The following is a 14,946-nucleotide window of genomic DNA, read 5'->3' on the forward strand; positions in this document are numbered from 1 at the left end:
CGCCGCGTCGCGCACCCCCTCGAAGGCCCCCGCCCCCCCCCCCCCCCCCCCCCCCACCCCCCCCCCCGCCGGCGCCCCCCCCCCCCCCCCCCCCCCCCCCCCTCGGCGGGTCGTGCGGTGGTGCGTCGTCCTCGGCGCCCGGGCCGGGCCGCTGCCGGGATCGTGCCGGTCGTGGTGCGTCGTCGTCCCGGGACTGCAGCGGCGCCGGCCGGCCAGGTGCTGACGGTCAGAGACCCGGTGGGGAGCACGGGGGGGGGCGTGTCCCACGGGGTACCGGCAGGGCCTGTTGTTCTCACCTCGGCGGTTCCGGGTCCGGCAGCCGGCCGGCCGTCGGGCTCGCTCCCCGGGAGGGTCCGCGCGCTGCTCGGGGCAGTCGGCGGGAGGGTGGGGCGAGCGCGTACGGCGGAGCAGGCGGCCGGTGCCCGGAGGGGCACCGTCGGGGTGGGCCAGGTGGCGCCGAGGTCGGCCCGGGAGGGTCGCACTCGGACGACCGAGGCACGGTCCCGGTCCCCGGCATGAGGGGGATCGGTCACGGCGTGCTCGGGAGGAGCGGAGGACTGCGTGCCTCAGGCCTGCAGGGCGGGGACCACGAGCGGGTCCCCCCGGGCGCGGGCCGGCCCGGCGCGGGCGGCGGTGGACGGCGACCGGGCGGCCGGCACGGTCCGTCCCGGGCGGGACGGCATCGGTGCCGCTGCCGGAGCCCGGACCGCGGGCGGGGCCGGCTGCCGGACGAGCACCGGGGGCTGCGGCCAGCCGGGAGGCGGGGGTGCCCACCTCGTGCCGGCCGGCGTGACCCGGACGGGCGGTGCCACCTGCGCGACGACCGGTCCCGTACCGGGGGCTCGGCGCGTCGGAGCAGGAATCAGCGCCACGGCGGGGGAAGACGCCGCGGGCCGGATCGTGGGGGTGCTCGGCAGCTCCCGCAGGACGACCGGGGGGTCGACCTGCCGCGGCGCCGGGGTGGGGGCGGGCCGCCCCCATGCCAGGTGCTCGCCGCGCGGACCGGCACCCCAGAGGGCGATCCGGCGGGTGAGGCCCCGCAGCCGCGGACGCAGCGGCGCACGCGGCGCCGGCTCCGGGGTGGACCAGGCCAGGTACTCGCCCTGCGGACCGGCACCCCACAGCGCCACCCGGCGGGTGAGGTCCCGCAGCCCGGTGATCGGCCGGCGCACCGGCTCGGGGACGACGGTGACGGTCGGGGTGCGAGTCGCCGCCGGGCGCGGAGCGGCGGTACGGGCGGCGGGCGCCGGCAGCACCGGCCGCAGCGGCGCGCGACGGGCCGAGGCCGGGGCGGCGGACACGTGCACGGGCCGGACACGGGCGGCGGGCACGGCGGAGGAGGCGGTGCCGCGCAGGGGCGCCAGGGTCGCCTCGTTGCTGCTCATGTCGCCTCCCGGGTCGTCGTCCGCGACCGGGGAAGGTGTCGCGGACAAGGAGAAAGCTAGGCAATCGGGACGCGCGCCCCGGCCATTCCCGGCATCTCCTGGAGTGCGCGTGACCGAACCGTTGCGCGACCATTCCGGAGCGGTCGGTGACCCGTTCCTCCGCCCGTCCGCTTGTCGACAATCCGCGCATTCCGAGCGTGGAAATGGTCCGTCGCGCGTCGGTGACCCGGGGACCGGGGGCGGCGTGCCCGCGTGTCGGCGCGCACCGGGTGGCGCGTCCCCCGATCGTGCGCCGCCGAATTGCCGCGTTCGCCGACCGCTCCGACACTCTGCGGGTGCAGGAGAACCCGCGGGACACGACCGACACCGCCACCCGGGACGACGGCGACGGCGGCACCCGCCTGAAGCGGTCGGTGACGGGGAAGCTGCTCTTCCTCTTCATCCTGGGCGACGTCCTCGGCGCCGGCGTCTACGCCCTCGTCGGCGAGATCGCCGGTGAGGTGGGCGGCGCGGTCTGGCTGCCGATGCTGGTCGCGCTCGTGCTGGCCATGCTCACCGCCGCGTCCTTCGCCGAGCTGGTGACCAAGTACCCGCGGGCGGGCGGCTCGGCGGTGTTCGCCCAGCGCGCGTTCCGCAGCCCGCTGGTCTCCTTCCTCGTGGGCTACTGCATGCTCGCCGCCGGCGTCACCAGCGCCGCCGGGTTGTCGCTGGCGTTCGGCGGCGACTACCTGGGCGTCTTCCTCGACGTGCCGGCCGTCCCCGCCGCGGTGGTGTTCCTGGTCCTCGTGGCGCTGCTCAACGCCCGCGGGATCAAGGAGTCGGTGCGGGCCAACGTGGTCATGACCGTCATCGAGGTGTCCGGCCTGGTGCTGGTGGTCATCCTCGGCGCGCTCGTCCTCGGCCGTGGCGACGGCGACGTGGGCCGGGTGACCGAGTTCCCCGAGGGCGTGACGGTGACCTCCGGCGTCCTCGCCGCCGCACTGCTCGCGTACTACTCCTTCGTCGGGTTCGAGGTGTCCGCGAACGTCGCCGAGGAGGTCCGGGACGTGCGGCGGGTCTACCCGCGGGCGCTGTTCGGTGCACTGCTCGTCGCCGGCGTGGTCTACGTGCTGGTCGGCCTGGCCGCCTCCGTCGTCCTGGCGCCCGACGATCTCGCCGCCTCGTCCGGGCCGCTGCTGGAGGTCGTGCGCGCCGCCGACGTCGGCGTGCCGGACGAGCTGTTCAGCGCCGTGGCCCTGATCGCCGTCGCGAACGGCGCGCTGCTCACCATGATCATGGCCAGCCGGCTGGTGTTCGGCATGGCCGAGCAGGGGCTGCTCCCCCGCCCGCTGGCCACCGTGCTGCCCAACCGCCGCACCCCCTGGGTCGCGATCGTGGTCACCACGCTCGTCGCGATCGCCCTCACGCTCACCGGCGACCTGGGCGAGCTCGCCAACACCGTCGTCCTCCTGCTGCTGTTCGTCTTCCTGAGCACGAACACCGCCGTCCTCGTGCTGCGCAGGGACGAGGTGCAGGCCGACCACTTCCGCGTGTGGGCGATCGTGCCGGTGCTGGCCATCGCGTCGTGCGTGCTGCTGCTCTGGCAGCAGGAGGCCGGCATCTGGCTGCGGGCCGGCATCCTGCTGGCCGTCGGTGTCGGCCTGTACCTGCTGGCACAGCTGCCGTGGTGGCGGAACACCTCCGAGCCCCTGGCCGAGGAGCGGGTGCCGACCGCCTCCTGAGCGCGGTCGCGGCCGCTGCGAGGATGCTGCGGTGACCGCCCGCATCCCGCTCGTGATCGACACCGACCCCGGCATCGACGACGCCCTCGCGATCCTGCTCGCGCTCGCCAGCCCCGAGGTCGACCTGCGGCTGGTCACCACGGTGCACGGCAACGTCGACCTGGCGCTGACGACGGAGAACGCGCTGCGGGTGCTGCACCTGGCCGGCCGCTCCGACGTGCCGGTCGCCGCCGGCGCGCAGGCCTCGCTGATCCACCCGCAGCCCGAGCGCGCCGGTCACGTGCACGGCGCGGAGGGGCTCGGCGGCGTGCAGCTGCCGCCGTCGCCCGCGCGGACCGACCCGCGACCGGCCGTCCTCGCGCTGGCCGAGCTGCTCACCACCTCGCCGGAGCCGGTCACCGTCGCGGCGATCGGCCCGCTGACGAACATCGCCCTGCTGCTCGCCGTGCACCCCGAGGCCGCCGAGCGCATCGACCGGCTCGTGGTCATGGGGGGCTCTGCCGGGTTCGGCGGCAACGTCACCGCCGCGGCGGAGTTCAACATCTGGTCCGACCCCGAGGCGGCGGCCGCCGTGTTCGGCTCCTCGATCCCGACGGTCATGGTCGGCCTCGACGTCACCATCCCGACCGTGCTCACCGAGAAGGGCATCGCCCGCTTCGCCGCGGCGGGCCCGGTGGGGGCCACGGCCGCGGCGATCCTGCAGCAGTACCTCGACCACGCCCGCGACGCCTACGGCACCGCCGGCGTCGTGGTGCACGACGCCCTGGCGCTGACCGAGGCCATCGCGCCCGGCACGCTCGGCACGGTCCGCCGGGACGTGGTCGTGGACACCACGCTGGGCTACGGCCGCGGGCAGACGCTGGTGGACCGGCGCGCGGTGTCGACGTCGCGGACGGCGGTCGACGTGGCCGAGACCGTCGACAGCACGGCGGCCGTCGAGTTCCTCGTGCAGCGGCTGGCGCAGCTCGACGGGACGGCCTAGGCGGGGCGGGTGGAGTCCACGATCCCGACGGCGATGTCCCTCAGCTTGCGGTTGTAGCGCTGCGAGGCGTCGCGGAGGATCTCGAAGGCCGCGTCCGCGTCGACCCGGCGCTGGGCCATCAGCACGCCCTTCGCCTGCTCGATGACCGCGCGGGTCTCCATCGCGAGCTTCAGGTTGCGCGCCTGCTCGCCGACCCGGTGGTGGGCGTCGGCGTTGACGACGGCGACCGCGATCGCCTCGGCGACCTCCTGGCCCGCCGCCAGGGACTCGGGGGAGACGAACGCCTCCGGCTGCGAGGAGTACATGTTCAGCGCCCCGATGACGCTGCCCTGGAAGGGCAGCGGCAGCGACAACGAGCTGCGCACCCCCTTGTCGCGGACGCGCGCGACGTAGGTCGGCCACCGCGTCTCGGTGCCCATGTCGTCGATCCGCAGGACGACCCCGCCGCGGCCGGCGTCCATGCAGGGGCCGTAGCCCTCGTCGTACTGGAGCTCGTCGGCCATCAGCGCCATCTCGCCCGAGTAGGCCGCGGTGAACGGCTTGTCGCCGCGCAGCAGGGTGGTGGACACCGACTCCGCGCCGGGTACCGCCCGCGCCGCGATGGTGGTGATGTCGGAGAGGACGTCGTCGAGCGCGCGGTCGGCGAACACCACCCGGCTCAGGTCCCGCAGCAGATCGTCCACGGGCGCATTGTGCCCTGCCGGACCGCCCCCGGGCCGCCCGCCTTCGCGCACGCAGGCCGCATCGGTCAGGATGGACCCGGCCGGGGGACCCCCCGCCCGCTTGCGGAGCAGACGCGAGGAGATGCGATGGCCGACGAGCCGGCCCGGGACGCGTGGCCCGCCGCGCCCGTCCCCTCCGTGCCCGGCGACGTCTGGCACTGGCAGCTCGAGGCGATGCACGTGGTCTCCCGCGTGCGCTCGGACCTGCGGGCCCGGATAGCACACCCCTCGGTGGCCTCGGCGTCCACGGAGGACGCCAGGGACGGGCTCCTGCTGGTCTTCGAGGAGCTGGCCTCCAACGCGCTGCGGCACGGCGGCGGGGACGTCCGCGCGCTCGTCGTCGCCGGCCCGGAGGGCTGGCTGCTGGACCTCAGCGACGAGGCGCCCGACCGGCCGCCCGTGCCCGCCGTCGACCGGGACCCCGCCCTGGGCGGCATGGGGCTGCACCTGGTGACGCAGCTGTCGAGCAGCTACGGCTGGGAGGAGCGGCCCGGGCGCAAGCACGTCTGGGCCCGGCTGCCCTCCGGCCGCGGCGAGTCGACCGAGCAGCAGCGCGACCGGCTGCCCGAGCCCCGCTCCGGGGACCACCGCCGCGACTAGGACCCCGCGGTCCTCCGGACCGCACCGCGGCCAGGAGCCGTCCCCCGGCTGCGCCGAGCGCGCCGGTCGATCGATCGGCGACCCCTCCGGGAGCCACCTCCTCACGACGTCATTCAATCGAACGGGCGCGCTCCTCGCGCAGGGCCTGGAACACCCGCCGGCGCACCCGGTCCTGCTCCTTCTCCTGGATGCCGACGAAGCGGATCGACATCGTCCAGCGCGCGCCGCGGGCGTGGGCCCGCACCACCACGGCCTTGGTCCGCAGCTCGCCGTCCTCGAGCGCGAGGTGCAGGTCCAGCGTGGCACCGGGCTCCGGCAGCGAGCCGAAACCCTCGAACTGGGCCCGGATGCCGTTCTCGCTGATGTCGACGCTCTCGCCGGTGAGCTCCACCGTGCCGTGGCCGGCCACCACCGGCACGGTGAGGCGCCCGCGCACGGCCGTGCGGCGCTGGCTGTCCTCGGCCGGACCGGTCGTCCGCAGGCGCCAGCGCACCACCGCCCCGGTCTCCACCTCCACGACCTCGGCCGGCAGCGCGCGCCGGGTGACCGCGGACTTCCAGTAGACCTTCACGCGGTCGCCGGGGACGACGACGGACTGCTCGACGTACTCCCCGGCCGAGGGCCGCACCGTGAGGACGCCGTCCCCCACGAACTCCACCCGCGCGTTGATCGAGATGCCGTGGGACGGGAGGGTCACGTCGGCCTCGCTCTGCTCCTCGGGGACGTCGACACCGGGAACGCCGGCCATGTTGATCTCCGTTCTGCAGCCACGTCCGTACGGATCGCAACCGTGGACCGGACCGTTCGAGGACGGGAAACGGTAACCGCCGGCCCGCCGCCGGGCGGGCTCAGGTGCGGCGCGCCGCGTACGAGCTGACGAAGTCCCGCAGGCTGCGGGTCGGCCGCAGCCAGGCGCCGTCCGCGGGCAGCGCGTCCAGGCGCACCCGGTCGAGCGGCTCGACGAACGCCCCGGGCACGTCCTCGATGTCGATGAACTCCAGGACCTCGGAGCTGATCGCGTAGCCGGCCACCTCGCTGAAGGCGACGACGACGACCTGCGTGCCCCGCCGGGCCAGCTGCTCGAGCGGCTCGGCGAAGTTCCGCCCGTCGCCGGAGAAGACGATCAGCCGGCGCAGCTGGTGGCTGTGCTCGCGGACCGCGATGTGGTCGAGCATGTCCTGGTCGATGTCGTCGTTCGGCTGCAGCTTCGGCCGGGCGAACACCGCGTACCCGAACCCGCGCAGCGCCTCGACGAACCCGCGCAGCGAGCCCGGCTGCGGCGGGATGTTGGCGAAGACGCACGCCTCCACCTCCGGCACCGGCCCCGCGCCCGCGTCCTCGGCCCCCGACACGAACCACGCGGCGATCGCGTCGAACCTCGGCCGGGAGTCCTTCGTGGGTCGCGCGCCGATGACCGTCGACAGGGTCATGTCGATGTTCGGGGCGTCCCAGATCAGCAGGTCCAGCGGCGGCCGCGCGCGGCCGCCGTCGGCGCCGGCGGCGGGCAGCGGGTCGACGGCGGCGTCGACCGGGGCGGGGGCGGTGGGGGCGTCCGGCACGGGAGCAGTCTGCCCCGCGGGGGGGACCTGCGCCGCCGGCGGCCCGGCCGGGGACGTCGCCCGCCGCGAGATCCGGCGTGCCCGGCCCGGGCGGGAGGTGCCCGGTGCGCTCACGACGCGGTGGGCACCGGTGCGGCGGCCGAGGCGATGGCGCAGACGTCGCCGCCGGCCTCCTGCATCCCGCGGACCCAGCCCGGGACGGCGTCCCCCGGCATGGGGTGGCCGAGCAGCCAGCCCTGCACCAGGTCGCAGCCGGCCTCGCGCACCATCCGGAGGTGCTCCGCGGTCTCCACGCCCTCGGCGACCGACCGGATGCCCAGCGTGCGGGTGAGCGCCACGATCGCGGCCAGCACGGCGCCGCCCTCGCCGCCGGTGACCCGCTCGGCGGCGACCAGCAGCGAGCGGTCGATCTTCAGCGTGCCGATGGGCAGGGAGAACAGCTGGGCCAGCGACGACCAGCCGGTGCCGAAGTCGTCGATCGCCACCCGCACCCCGGCCCTCCGCAGGACGGTGAGCTGGTCCTCGGCGCGCGTCGGGTCCTCGGCGATGCTGGTCTCGGTCAGCTCGAGCACCAGCTGGTCGGGCGCCAGCCCCGACTCGCGCAGCGCCAGCCGGACGTCGCGTACCAGCGTCTCGGCCGAGAAGTGCCGGGCGCTGATGTTCACCGACATCCGCAGCGGCAGGCCCTGGGCCGCCCACTGGGCCGCCCGCCGGGTGGTCTCGCGCAGCAGCCAGCGGGTGATCGGGATGATCTGGCCGGTCTCCTCGGCGACGGCGAGGAAGGTGTCCGGCGAGAGCAGCCCGCGCTCGGGGTGCTGCCACCGCACCAGCGCTTCCACCCCCTCCACCTCACCGGTGTCGAGCCGGACGACGGGCTGGTAGTGGACCACCAGCTGGTCGATCGCCTCGTCGCGGAGCCGGGTGGCCACCTCCAGCCGCCAGCGGGCCGCCTCGCGCAGCCCCGGCGAGAACAGCCGCACACGGTCCCGGCCCATGCTCTTGGCGGCGAACATGGCGGCGTCGGCGTCGCTGAGCAGCTGGTGCGGGTCCCGGGCGTCGGGCTGCGCCACCGCCACGCCCACGCTGGCCGAGAGCGGCACCGAGATCCCCGAGGCGGGGAAGGGCCGGGTGAAGGTGCCCTGCAGCCGGAAGGCCAGGTCGGCGGCGTCGGACGTGTGGCACCCGGTGGCCAGCACGACGAACTGGTCGCTGCCGAGGCGGCCCACCGCGTCGCCCGGCCGCAGCGCGCCGGCCAGCCGGTGGCCCACCTGCCGGAGGAGCTGGTCGCCGATCCCGTGGCCCAGCGAGTCGTTGATCGTCTTGAAGCCGTCGAGGTCGAGCACGATGAGCGCCGCGGCGGTGCCGTCGTCGGCCGGCCCGGCGGCCAGCGCCTCGGCGGTGAGGTCCAGCAGCGTGCTGCGGTTCGGCAGCCCGGTGAGGTCGTCGTGCCGCGCCCGCCAGGCCAGCGCCTGCTCGCCCCGCACCCGCTCGGTGACATCGGTGTGGGTCACGACGACCCGGGTGGAGAGCTCCACCCGGGAGGCCTGCATGCGGTACCAGCCGGTGGTCGTCGGCGTGGACCTCGGGTACTCGTGCTCGAAGCCGGCGGGCTGGGCGCCGGCCGGGGCCTCGAGCAGCCGTCGGATGCCGCCGGCGATGGCCTCGGCATCGGCCGGCGCCAGGCCCGGCTGGATCGCCGCGAGGTAGTCGCTCCCGGCGACGCCGATGCCCTCGGCGGGCCGGGCGCGGCTGGTCATCCAGGCCCGGTTCCCGGTCAGGATCCGCCGGTCCTCGTCGAGGAGGACCGTCGCCGACGGCAGGGCCTCGAGCACCGAGGTGAGCCGGCGCAGCTCGGCCTCCCGCTCCGCCTCCGCGCGGTGCCGGGCGTCGACGTCGCGGAAGAAGACCGAGATCCCGGGTGGGTCGGGGAAGACGCGGATCTCGTACCAGCGGTCGTGCGGCTCGTAGAAGTAGTCGAACTCGCGCGGTAGCCCGTCGGCCAGCGTCTCCTGGTAGCGCTGCTGCGCGATGGAGTTCACCGCGGCGGGGAAGCACTCCCCCGCGATCCGGCCCAGCAGCTCGTCGGCGCGGTGGTCCAGGAGCGCCTCGGCGGCCGGGTTCACGTAGGTGAAGCGGCCCTCGGGGTCCAACCGGAAGACGGCGTCCGGCGCCGCGGACAGGTCCGGCCGGACCGGTCGCGACCCGTCGTCTGAAGCCACGCTCCCCGCACTCCGTCCCGCTGGCATCCGGTGGTCCGCGTACGCGGAGATCATGGCCTGGGCCGTCCCCCGGTGGTGGGGGGAACCGGCCGGCCGGTTCCCCGAGACTACTGCTCCGGAGCCCTCATCCGGTGGGCCGGACCGCCGCCCTCCTGACCAGCGACGCGACGTCCGTGGCGGCGGGGAGGGTGCCGAGCACGGCACCCCAGTCGCCACCGAGGCGCGACGCGCAGAAGGCGTCCGAGACGGCTGCAGGGGCGTACCGGAGGAGCAGGGACCCCTGCAGGCAGAGGGCGAGCAGCCCGGCGATCCGCCGGGCCCGCAGCGGGAGCCGGTCGGGGTCGGCCAGCTCGGCGGAGAGCCGCTGCGCCGCGTCGTCGAACCGGGGATCGACGCCCCGGGCGAGGTCGATCTCGGCGGTCACCGCCGCCAGGGACTCCGAGGAGCGCCCCATCGCCCGGAGAACGTCGAGGGCGATGACGTTGCCCGAGCCCTCCCAGATCGAGTTGAGCGGCGACTGCCGGTAGAGCCGCGGGAGGCCGGAGTCCTCGACGTAACCGTTGCCGCCGAGCACCTCCATCGCCTCGGCGACCACGCCCGGGGCGCGCTTGCAGACCCAGAACTTCGCCGCCGCCCCCGCCAGCCGCAGGAACGCCTGCTCCCCGGCGTCCACCGCCGCCGCCAGCCGGATGCCCAGCGCGGTGGCGGCCTCGCTCTCGACGGCCAGGTCGGCGAGCACGTTCTGCATGAGCGGCTGGTCGGCCAGGAGCGCGCCGAAGGCCGAGCGGTGGCGGGCGTGGTGGCTCGCCTGGGTGAGGGCGGCGCGGACGGTGGCGGCAGAGCCGAGGACGCAGTCCAGCCGCGTCATGTTCACCATCTCGATGATGGCCGGGACGCCGCGGCCCGGCTCGCCCACGAGCCAGCCCGTCGTCCCGTCGAACTCCACCTCGCTGGAGGCGTTGGACCGGTCGCCGAGCTTGTCCTTGAGACGTTGCACGTGGAACACGTTGCGGCTGCCGCCGGGGAGCACCCGCGGCACGAGGAAGCACGACACCCCCTCGTCGAGCTGGGCCAGCACGAGGAACAGGTCGCTCATCGGCGCCGAGGTGAACCACTTGTGCCCGGTCAGCCGGTAGGTCCCGTCCGGCTGGAGGACGGCGCGGGTGGTGTTCGCCCGGACGTCGGAGCCGCCCTGCTTCTCGGTCATGCCCATGCCGGCGACGAGGCCACGCTTGCCGGTGGGCTCGGCGAGCCCGAACTCGTAGGCCGCGGCCGTCAGCCCGGGCTCGTAGCGGGCGGCGAGCTCCGGGGCTCGGCGCAGCGCCGGCACCACCGCGTAGGTCATGGTCGTGGGGCAGCCGTGGCCCATCTCGACCTGGGTCCACCCGAGGTAGCCCACGGCCCGCCGGACGTGGGCGTGGGCGTCGCCCCCGGCGGCGGCCCGCCACGGGACGCCGGCCAGCCCGTGCTCGACGGCGGTCCGCATCAGCTCGTGCCAGGCCGGGTGGAACTCCACCTCGTCGATCCGGTGGCCGTAGCGGTCGTGGGTGCGCAGCCGGGGCGGGTGCTCGTTCGCCAGCCGCCCCCACTCCTGGGCCTGCTCGCTCCCGGCCAGCCTGCCGAGGTCGGCCAGCGAGTCCAGCGTCGCCCGGTCGGCGTGCCGGACGCAGGCCTCGGCGAGGGCCGCATCCCCGGCGATCGGGTCGTGCCCGATCAGCGGCGGGACCTGGTTGGTCACCTCGTGGGTGGCGCGCATACGCGCACCGTACGACCCGTGGCCACCACCTGTGCACCTGCCGAGATGAGCCGCAGGTAGCGGCACGGACACGGAGAGCGGCCTTGTTGCGCGTTCTCATAACGGATCGTGACCACCCGATCGGGTGTGAGGCGTGACACTCCGGACCAACGAAACGGCCGGGTACCGAGCGCTAGCGGCGCGCCCGGGCCCGTTCCTACGGTCCGCCGCATGACGGGGATGACCGGAGTCGGTGACGGACGGGTCCTGCCCGCCGTGCGCCGGTCCCGCGTCCGCCGCCTCCTCCTGACCGGCGTCCTGGGCGCCGGCGTGTACGCCGGGCTCACCCTGGCCGCCGACGTCGCCCGCGCCGAGGAGCCGGCCCCGAGCGCCCCGGTCGAGCAGACCGCCCCCGGCGCCGAGCCCGGCGCCCAGCAGACCGGCACCGCACCCGGCGGCGACCCGACGGAGCCGGCCCCGGCGGGATCGGTGACGACGGTGCAGACGACCACCGTGAGCACGGTCGAGCACTCCTCCGGCGGGACGCCGGACGGCGCGACCCGACCGGACGAGGGCACGACGGCCACCACGGCCACCGCGACGACCACGACCACCACGACCACGACGACCACCACGCCCGAGGGCAGCACGACGGTGACCGTCTCGAGGGAGTCGGCGCAGGTCCCCGAGCAGGATCCGGCGCCGGAGGCCGAGCAGCCCGCGACGGCCGGCCCCTCCTGCGCCTCCGCGACCGGTGCGACCGCCGCGACCGCCGTGGAGCAGCCCGCCGGGGACGCGGTGGCGCCGCCGGACGCCGCAGTCGACGACCAGCCGTGCACCACCGGCACCCCGGCTCCGGCACCCGCCGTCGAGGCGCCTGCGGCCCTCGCGGCCCCCGTGGTCGCCGTGACCCCGGTCGCCCCGCCCGCTCCCGCCGCCGAGCCCGCTCCCGCCGCCGAGCCCGCGCCCGCCGTCCCGGCCCTGGACGCCGAGCCGGCGGCCGAGGAGCCCGCACCGACCCGCAGCGCCGCGCCGGTGCGCTCCGCACCTGCTGCCGCTCCCGCCGCGCCCGCCGCTCCGGTCGTCGCCCCCCAGCCGGTGGACCCGGCACCCGTCCCCGCGGCACCGTCCGCGCCGACGACGCCCTTCCCGCTCCCGGCGCCGGCTCCCGCCGCGCCGGTCACCTCCGGCGCGCCCGCCGGGTGCGGTGCCCAGAGCGCCGGCCAGGGCGGCTCGTCCCTCGGCGGCTTCTGCACCGCCGTCCTGCCGACCACCCCGGTCGACCTCGTCCTGGCCCTGAGCGCCGGGCGCAGCGCCCCTCTCGAGGGCTCCATCGGCGGCCCGGTCGCCGACACCGGGTCACGGCCCGACTGAGGCCGGCCGCCTGAGCGGCCGCCCCTCGATCCCGGTGTGCCACGGGGGGCGCATCACGACCCTGTGCGGCCGCCCCGCTCGTTCCACCCACCCGCAAGAAGCCGCGTGCCCATCCATGGCTCTGTGGCACGCGGAGCACCTCCTCACCCACGCACCATCCACCCATCACGAGGAACGGACACGATGAGACGATCAGTGCGCAATGGCCTGGCCATTGCCGGTATGGCCGGGGGGATCTTCTTCCTCGGCGACGCAGTGGCAGGGGCGTCGACCGACGCGACCGCCACGGGCGACATCACCTCGACGACGGCGGGCCAGTCCGGTGACGCGGACAGCACCAACGTCCAGGACGTGAGCGCCAGCAACGACGTCGAGAACGACGCCGAGACCGGTGACATCGACGCCAGCGGCGGCAGCCCCGCCGTCGGTGTCGTCGCGGGCAACGGCAACAGCGTCGAGGCCGGCAGCGTCAAGGGCGACGTCTCGGCGTCGCAGAACGTGACGACCGTCGTCAACATCGCGGTCGAGGCGAACGGCGGCACGGTCAGCGACAGCAACAACGCCGCGGCCGGCAACGGTGCGACCAACACCGCGAACGCCAACGGCAGCATCGACTCGACCACGGCCGGCGGCGGCAAGCACGGCGACGCCGACAGCACCAACGTCCAGGACGTCGACGCCAGCAACGACGTCGAGAACGAGGCCGAGACCGGTGACATCGACGCCGGCGGCGGCAGCCCCGCCGTGGGCGTGCTCGCCGGCAACGGCAACGACCTGGGCGCCGGCTCCTACAAGGGCGACGTCGAGGCCGACCAGGACATCGACACCGAGGTCAACATCGAGGTCGAGGCCAACGGTGGCCACGTCAGCGGCAGCAACAACGCCGCGGCCGGCAACGGTGCGGACAACGAGGCCAACGCCGACGGCACCATCGACTCGGTGACCGCGGGGGGCTCCGGCAAGCACGGTGACGCCGACAGCTACAACGACCAGGACGTCGACGCCCGCAACGACGTCGACAACGAGGCCGAGACCGGCGACATCGACGCCGGTGGCGGCAGCCCCGTCATCGACGTGGTGGCCGGCAACGGCAACACGCTGTACTGCTCGTCGGTGAAGGGTGACGTGATCTGCAACCAGAACATCAACGTCATCATCAACATCATCGCCGAGGCCAACGGCGGCACGGTGACCTGCTCGAACAACGCGGCCGCCGGCAACGCGGCCGAGTGGGTCTGCAAGCTGCCGGAGAGCAAGCCCGCTCCGGCTCCCGCCCCGGCTCCGGCCCCGGCCCCGGCTCCGGCCCCGGCCCCGGCCCCGGCCGCTCCGGTGAAGCACTACGAGCACCACCACGACGCCGACTGCCCGGAGCACCACGCTGCCCCGGTCGCGAAGCCGGCTGCGCACCACTCCGCGGTGCGCTACGCGGCCCCCGTCAAGGCCGTGAGCAGTGCCCAGCCCACGTCGCAGCTGGCCTACACCGGCTCTGACGTCTCGCTCCCGCTGACGGTGGGTCTGCTGACCCTCACCGCCGGCCTGGGCCTGGGTGTCGCCTCCCGTCGCCGCGAGGCGCAGGAGGCCTGACAAGGCGCCGGCCCGCCGCTCCGGTCACTCGGAGCGGCGGGCCGGACTCCACCCTGGGACGTCGTCTGCCGGTAGCCGCCGGCAGGCGGCGTCCCGCCTCGTTCCACCCGTTTCCACCCATCGGGTTCCCCGCGCTGCTACCCGCGCCGGGGCCCGCCGACACCGGACAGAGGACCAGAGTGCACGGGACAGCGGAGCGCGACACGCCCGGTGCGGCGGCGCCGGACCCCACCGTCCCCGCCCGTCGCAGCGGCACCGCCCGGCTGCGCACGGTCGGCCGCGGGATCAGCCAGACGCTGATCACCGTCGGCCTCGTCGTCCTGCTCTTCGTCGTCTACCAGCTCTGGGTGACCGACCTGCTGGCCGCCCGCGCCCAGGACCAGCTCGCCGAGACCATCCAGGAGCAGTGGGCGGACTCGCCCACCGTCGCGCCGCCGCCCGGCGATGCCCCCGTCGTCGAGGCCCCGCCCGGTGCGGCCCCCGCGCCGGCCGAGCAGCCGCCCGCTGCTGCCCCGGAGGCGATCCGGGCCGACGTCGGCGACCCCTTCGCGATCCTGCACATCCCGCGCCTGGACGAGGACTACTCCCGCGTCGTCGTCGAGGGCGCCTCGGAGGTCCAGCTCGAGCAGGGCCCCGGCCACTACGTCGGCACCGCCATGCCCGGCCAGCAGGGCAACTTCGCCGTCGCCGGCCACCGGGTGGGCCGGGGCTCGCCGTTCCTGGACCTCGACCGGATGCGTCCCGGTGACCCGATCGTCGTCGAGACCGACGACTCGTGGTTCGTCTACCGCGTGCTCGGCGACGCGGCGTCGGGCGACTTCGGCACCGACCCCAGCGGCATCCCGGGTCGGCAGATCGTCCGCCCCTCGCAGGTCGAGGTCATCTCGCCCACCCCGGGCGGGCCGGCCCGCGGCGAGGCCTCCGGCGCCTACCTGACGCTGACCACCTGCCACCCCAAGTACTCCGCCGAGCAGCGGCTGATCATCCACGCCCGGCTGGACGGTGCGCCGCTGAGCAAGGCCTCCGCGCCCGACGGGCCCCCGGTTCTCGGCGGCTGACCGGCGA

12 protein-coding genes are annotated in these 14,946 nt (G+C 75.6%); 6 read left to right on the top strand and 6 right to left on the bottom strand.

The genetic code is table 11. The annotated features are described in order from the left end of the window. Nucleotides 1-566: 566 nt before the first annotated feature. Nucleotides 567-1,385: a hypothetical protein gene (locus ACI79H_RS12240; protein ID WP_456554670.1), complete on the bottom strand. Its 819-nt coding sequence runs from the start codon at nucleotides 1,383-1,385 to the stop codon at nucleotides 567-569. A 335-nt stretch (nucleotides 1,386-1,720) separates the two neighbouring features. Between ACI79H_RS12240 and ACI79H_RS12245 the strand changes: the two genes are divergently transcribed. Together ACI79H_RS12245 and ACI79H_RS12250 are read left to right on the top strand one after the other, a co-directional pair. Further along, a complete protein-coding gene (locus tag ACI79H_RS12245) occupies nucleotides 1,721-3,106 on the top strand; it encodes an APC family permease (protein ID WP_456554671.1) in 1,386 nt (461 codons plus the stop codon). A gap of 31 nt (nucleotides 3,107-3,137) precedes the next feature. Continuing rightward, entirely contained in the window at nucleotides 3,138-4,088 is a 951-nt protein-coding gene (locus ACI79H_RS12250) for a nucleoside hydrolase (RefSeq protein ID WP_456554672.1), read from the top strand. Here the strand turns inward: ACI79H_RS12250 and ACI79H_RS12255 are convergent. Further along, complete coding sequence (locus tag ACI79H_RS12255; protein ID WP_456554673.1) at nucleotides 4,085-4,771, bottom strand: GAF and ANTAR domain-containing protein; 687 nt, start codon at nucleotides 4,769-4,771, stop codon at nucleotides 4,085-4,087. The two genes, ACI79H_RS12250 and ACI79H_RS12255, sit on opposite strands and share 4 nt — an antisense overlap. 126 nt (nucleotides 4,772-4,897) lie before the next feature. On the opposite strand from ACI79H_RS12255, the gene ACI79H_RS12260 reads away from it, so the two are divergent. Continuing rightward, nucleotides 4,898-5,410, top strand: a complete 513-nt coding sequence (locus ACI79H_RS12260; RefSeq protein ID WP_456554674.1) for an ATP-binding protein — start codon at nucleotides 4,898-4,900, stop codon at nucleotides 5,408-5,410. Between the two features lie 109 nt (nucleotides 5,411-5,519). Here ACI79H_RS12260 and ACI79H_RS12265 read toward each other — a convergent pair whose 3' ends face one another. From ACI79H_RS12265 to ACI79H_RS12280, 4 genes are all read right to left on the bottom strand, one after another. Further along, on the bottom strand, nucleotides 5,520-6,158 hold the full coding sequence (locus ACI79H_RS12265; protein ID WP_456554675.1) for a PilZ domain-containing protein: 639 nt from the start codon (nucleotides 6,156-6,158) through the stop codon (nucleotides 5,520-5,522). Between the two features lie 100 nt (nucleotides 6,159-6,258). Then, a complete protein-coding gene (locus ACI79H_RS12270; RefSeq protein ID WP_456554676.1) occupies nucleotides 6,259-6,969 on the bottom strand; it encodes an NYN domain-containing protein in 711 nt (236 codons plus the stop codon). Nucleotides 6,970-7,079: 110 nt separating this feature from the next. Then, nucleotides 7,080-9,188: a putative bifunctional diguanylate cyclase/phosphodiesterase gene (locus tag ACI79H_RS12275; RefSeq protein ID WP_456554677.1), complete on the bottom strand. Its 2,109-nt coding sequence runs from the start codon at nucleotides 9,186-9,188 to the stop codon at nucleotides 7,080-7,082. A gap of 124 nt (nucleotides 9,189-9,312) precedes the next feature. After that, nucleotides 9,313-10,944: an acyl-CoA dehydrogenase family protein gene (locus ACI79H_RS12280; RefSeq protein ID WP_456554678.1), complete on the bottom strand. Its 1,632-nt coding sequence runs from the start codon at nucleotides 10,942-10,944 to the stop codon at nucleotides 9,313-9,315. Between the two features lie 210 nt (nucleotides 10,945-11,154). On the opposite strand from ACI79H_RS12280, the gene ACI79H_RS12285 reads away from it, so the two are divergent. From ACI79H_RS12285 to ACI79H_RS12295, 3 genes are all read left to right on the top strand, one after another. Next, complete coding sequence (locus ACI79H_RS12285) at nucleotides 11,155-12,297, top strand: hypothetical protein (RefSeq protein ID WP_456554679.1); 1,143 nt, start codon at nucleotides 11,155-11,157, stop codon at nucleotides 12,295-12,297. Between the two features lie 183 nt (nucleotides 12,298-12,480). Beyond that, nucleotides 12,481-13,881, top strand: a complete 1,401-nt coding sequence (locus tag ACI79H_RS12290) for a hypothetical protein (RefSeq protein ID WP_456554680.1) — start codon at nucleotides 12,481-12,483, stop codon at nucleotides 13,879-13,881. A 179-nt stretch (nucleotides 13,882-14,060) separates the two neighbouring features. Beyond that, nucleotides 14,061-14,939 (top strand): class E sortase, encoded by an 879-nt coding sequence (locus ACI79H_RS12295; protein WP_456554681.1) that lies wholly within the window; start codon nucleotides 14,061-14,063, stop codon nucleotides 14,937-14,939. The last annotated feature ends 7 nt before the right edge of the window (nucleotides 14,940-14,946 follow it).

The organism is Blastococcus sp. SYSU D01042 (genome assembly GCF_054050515.1).

Bases quoted from the DNA above. Each gene is read 5' to 3' on its own strand.
- ACI79H_RS12240 (WP_456554670.1), bottom strand. From the start codon at position 1,385: ATGAGCAGCAACGAGGCGACCCTGGCGCCCCTGCGCGGCACCGCCTCC.
- ACI79H_RS12260 (WP_456554674.1), top strand. From the start codon at position 4,898: ATGGCCGACGAGCCGGCCCGGGACGCGTGGCCCGCCGCGCCCGTCCCC.
- ACI79H_RS12265 (WP_456554675.1), bottom strand. From the start codon at position 6,158: ATGGCCGGCGTTCCCGGTGTCGACGTCCCCGAGGAGCAGAGCGAGGCC.
- ACI79H_RS12280 (WP_456554678.1), bottom strand. From the start codon at position 10,944: ATGCGCGCCACCCACGAGGTGACCAACCAGGTCCCGCCGCTGATCGGG.
- ACI79H_RS12285 (WP_456554679.1), top strand. From the start codon at position 11,155: ATGACGGGGATGACCGGAGTCGGTGACGGACGGGTCCTGCCCGCCGTG.
- ACI79H_RS12290 (WP_456554680.1), top strand. From the start codon at position 12,481: ATGAGACGATCAGTGCGCAATGGCCTGGCCATTGCCGGTATGGCCGGG.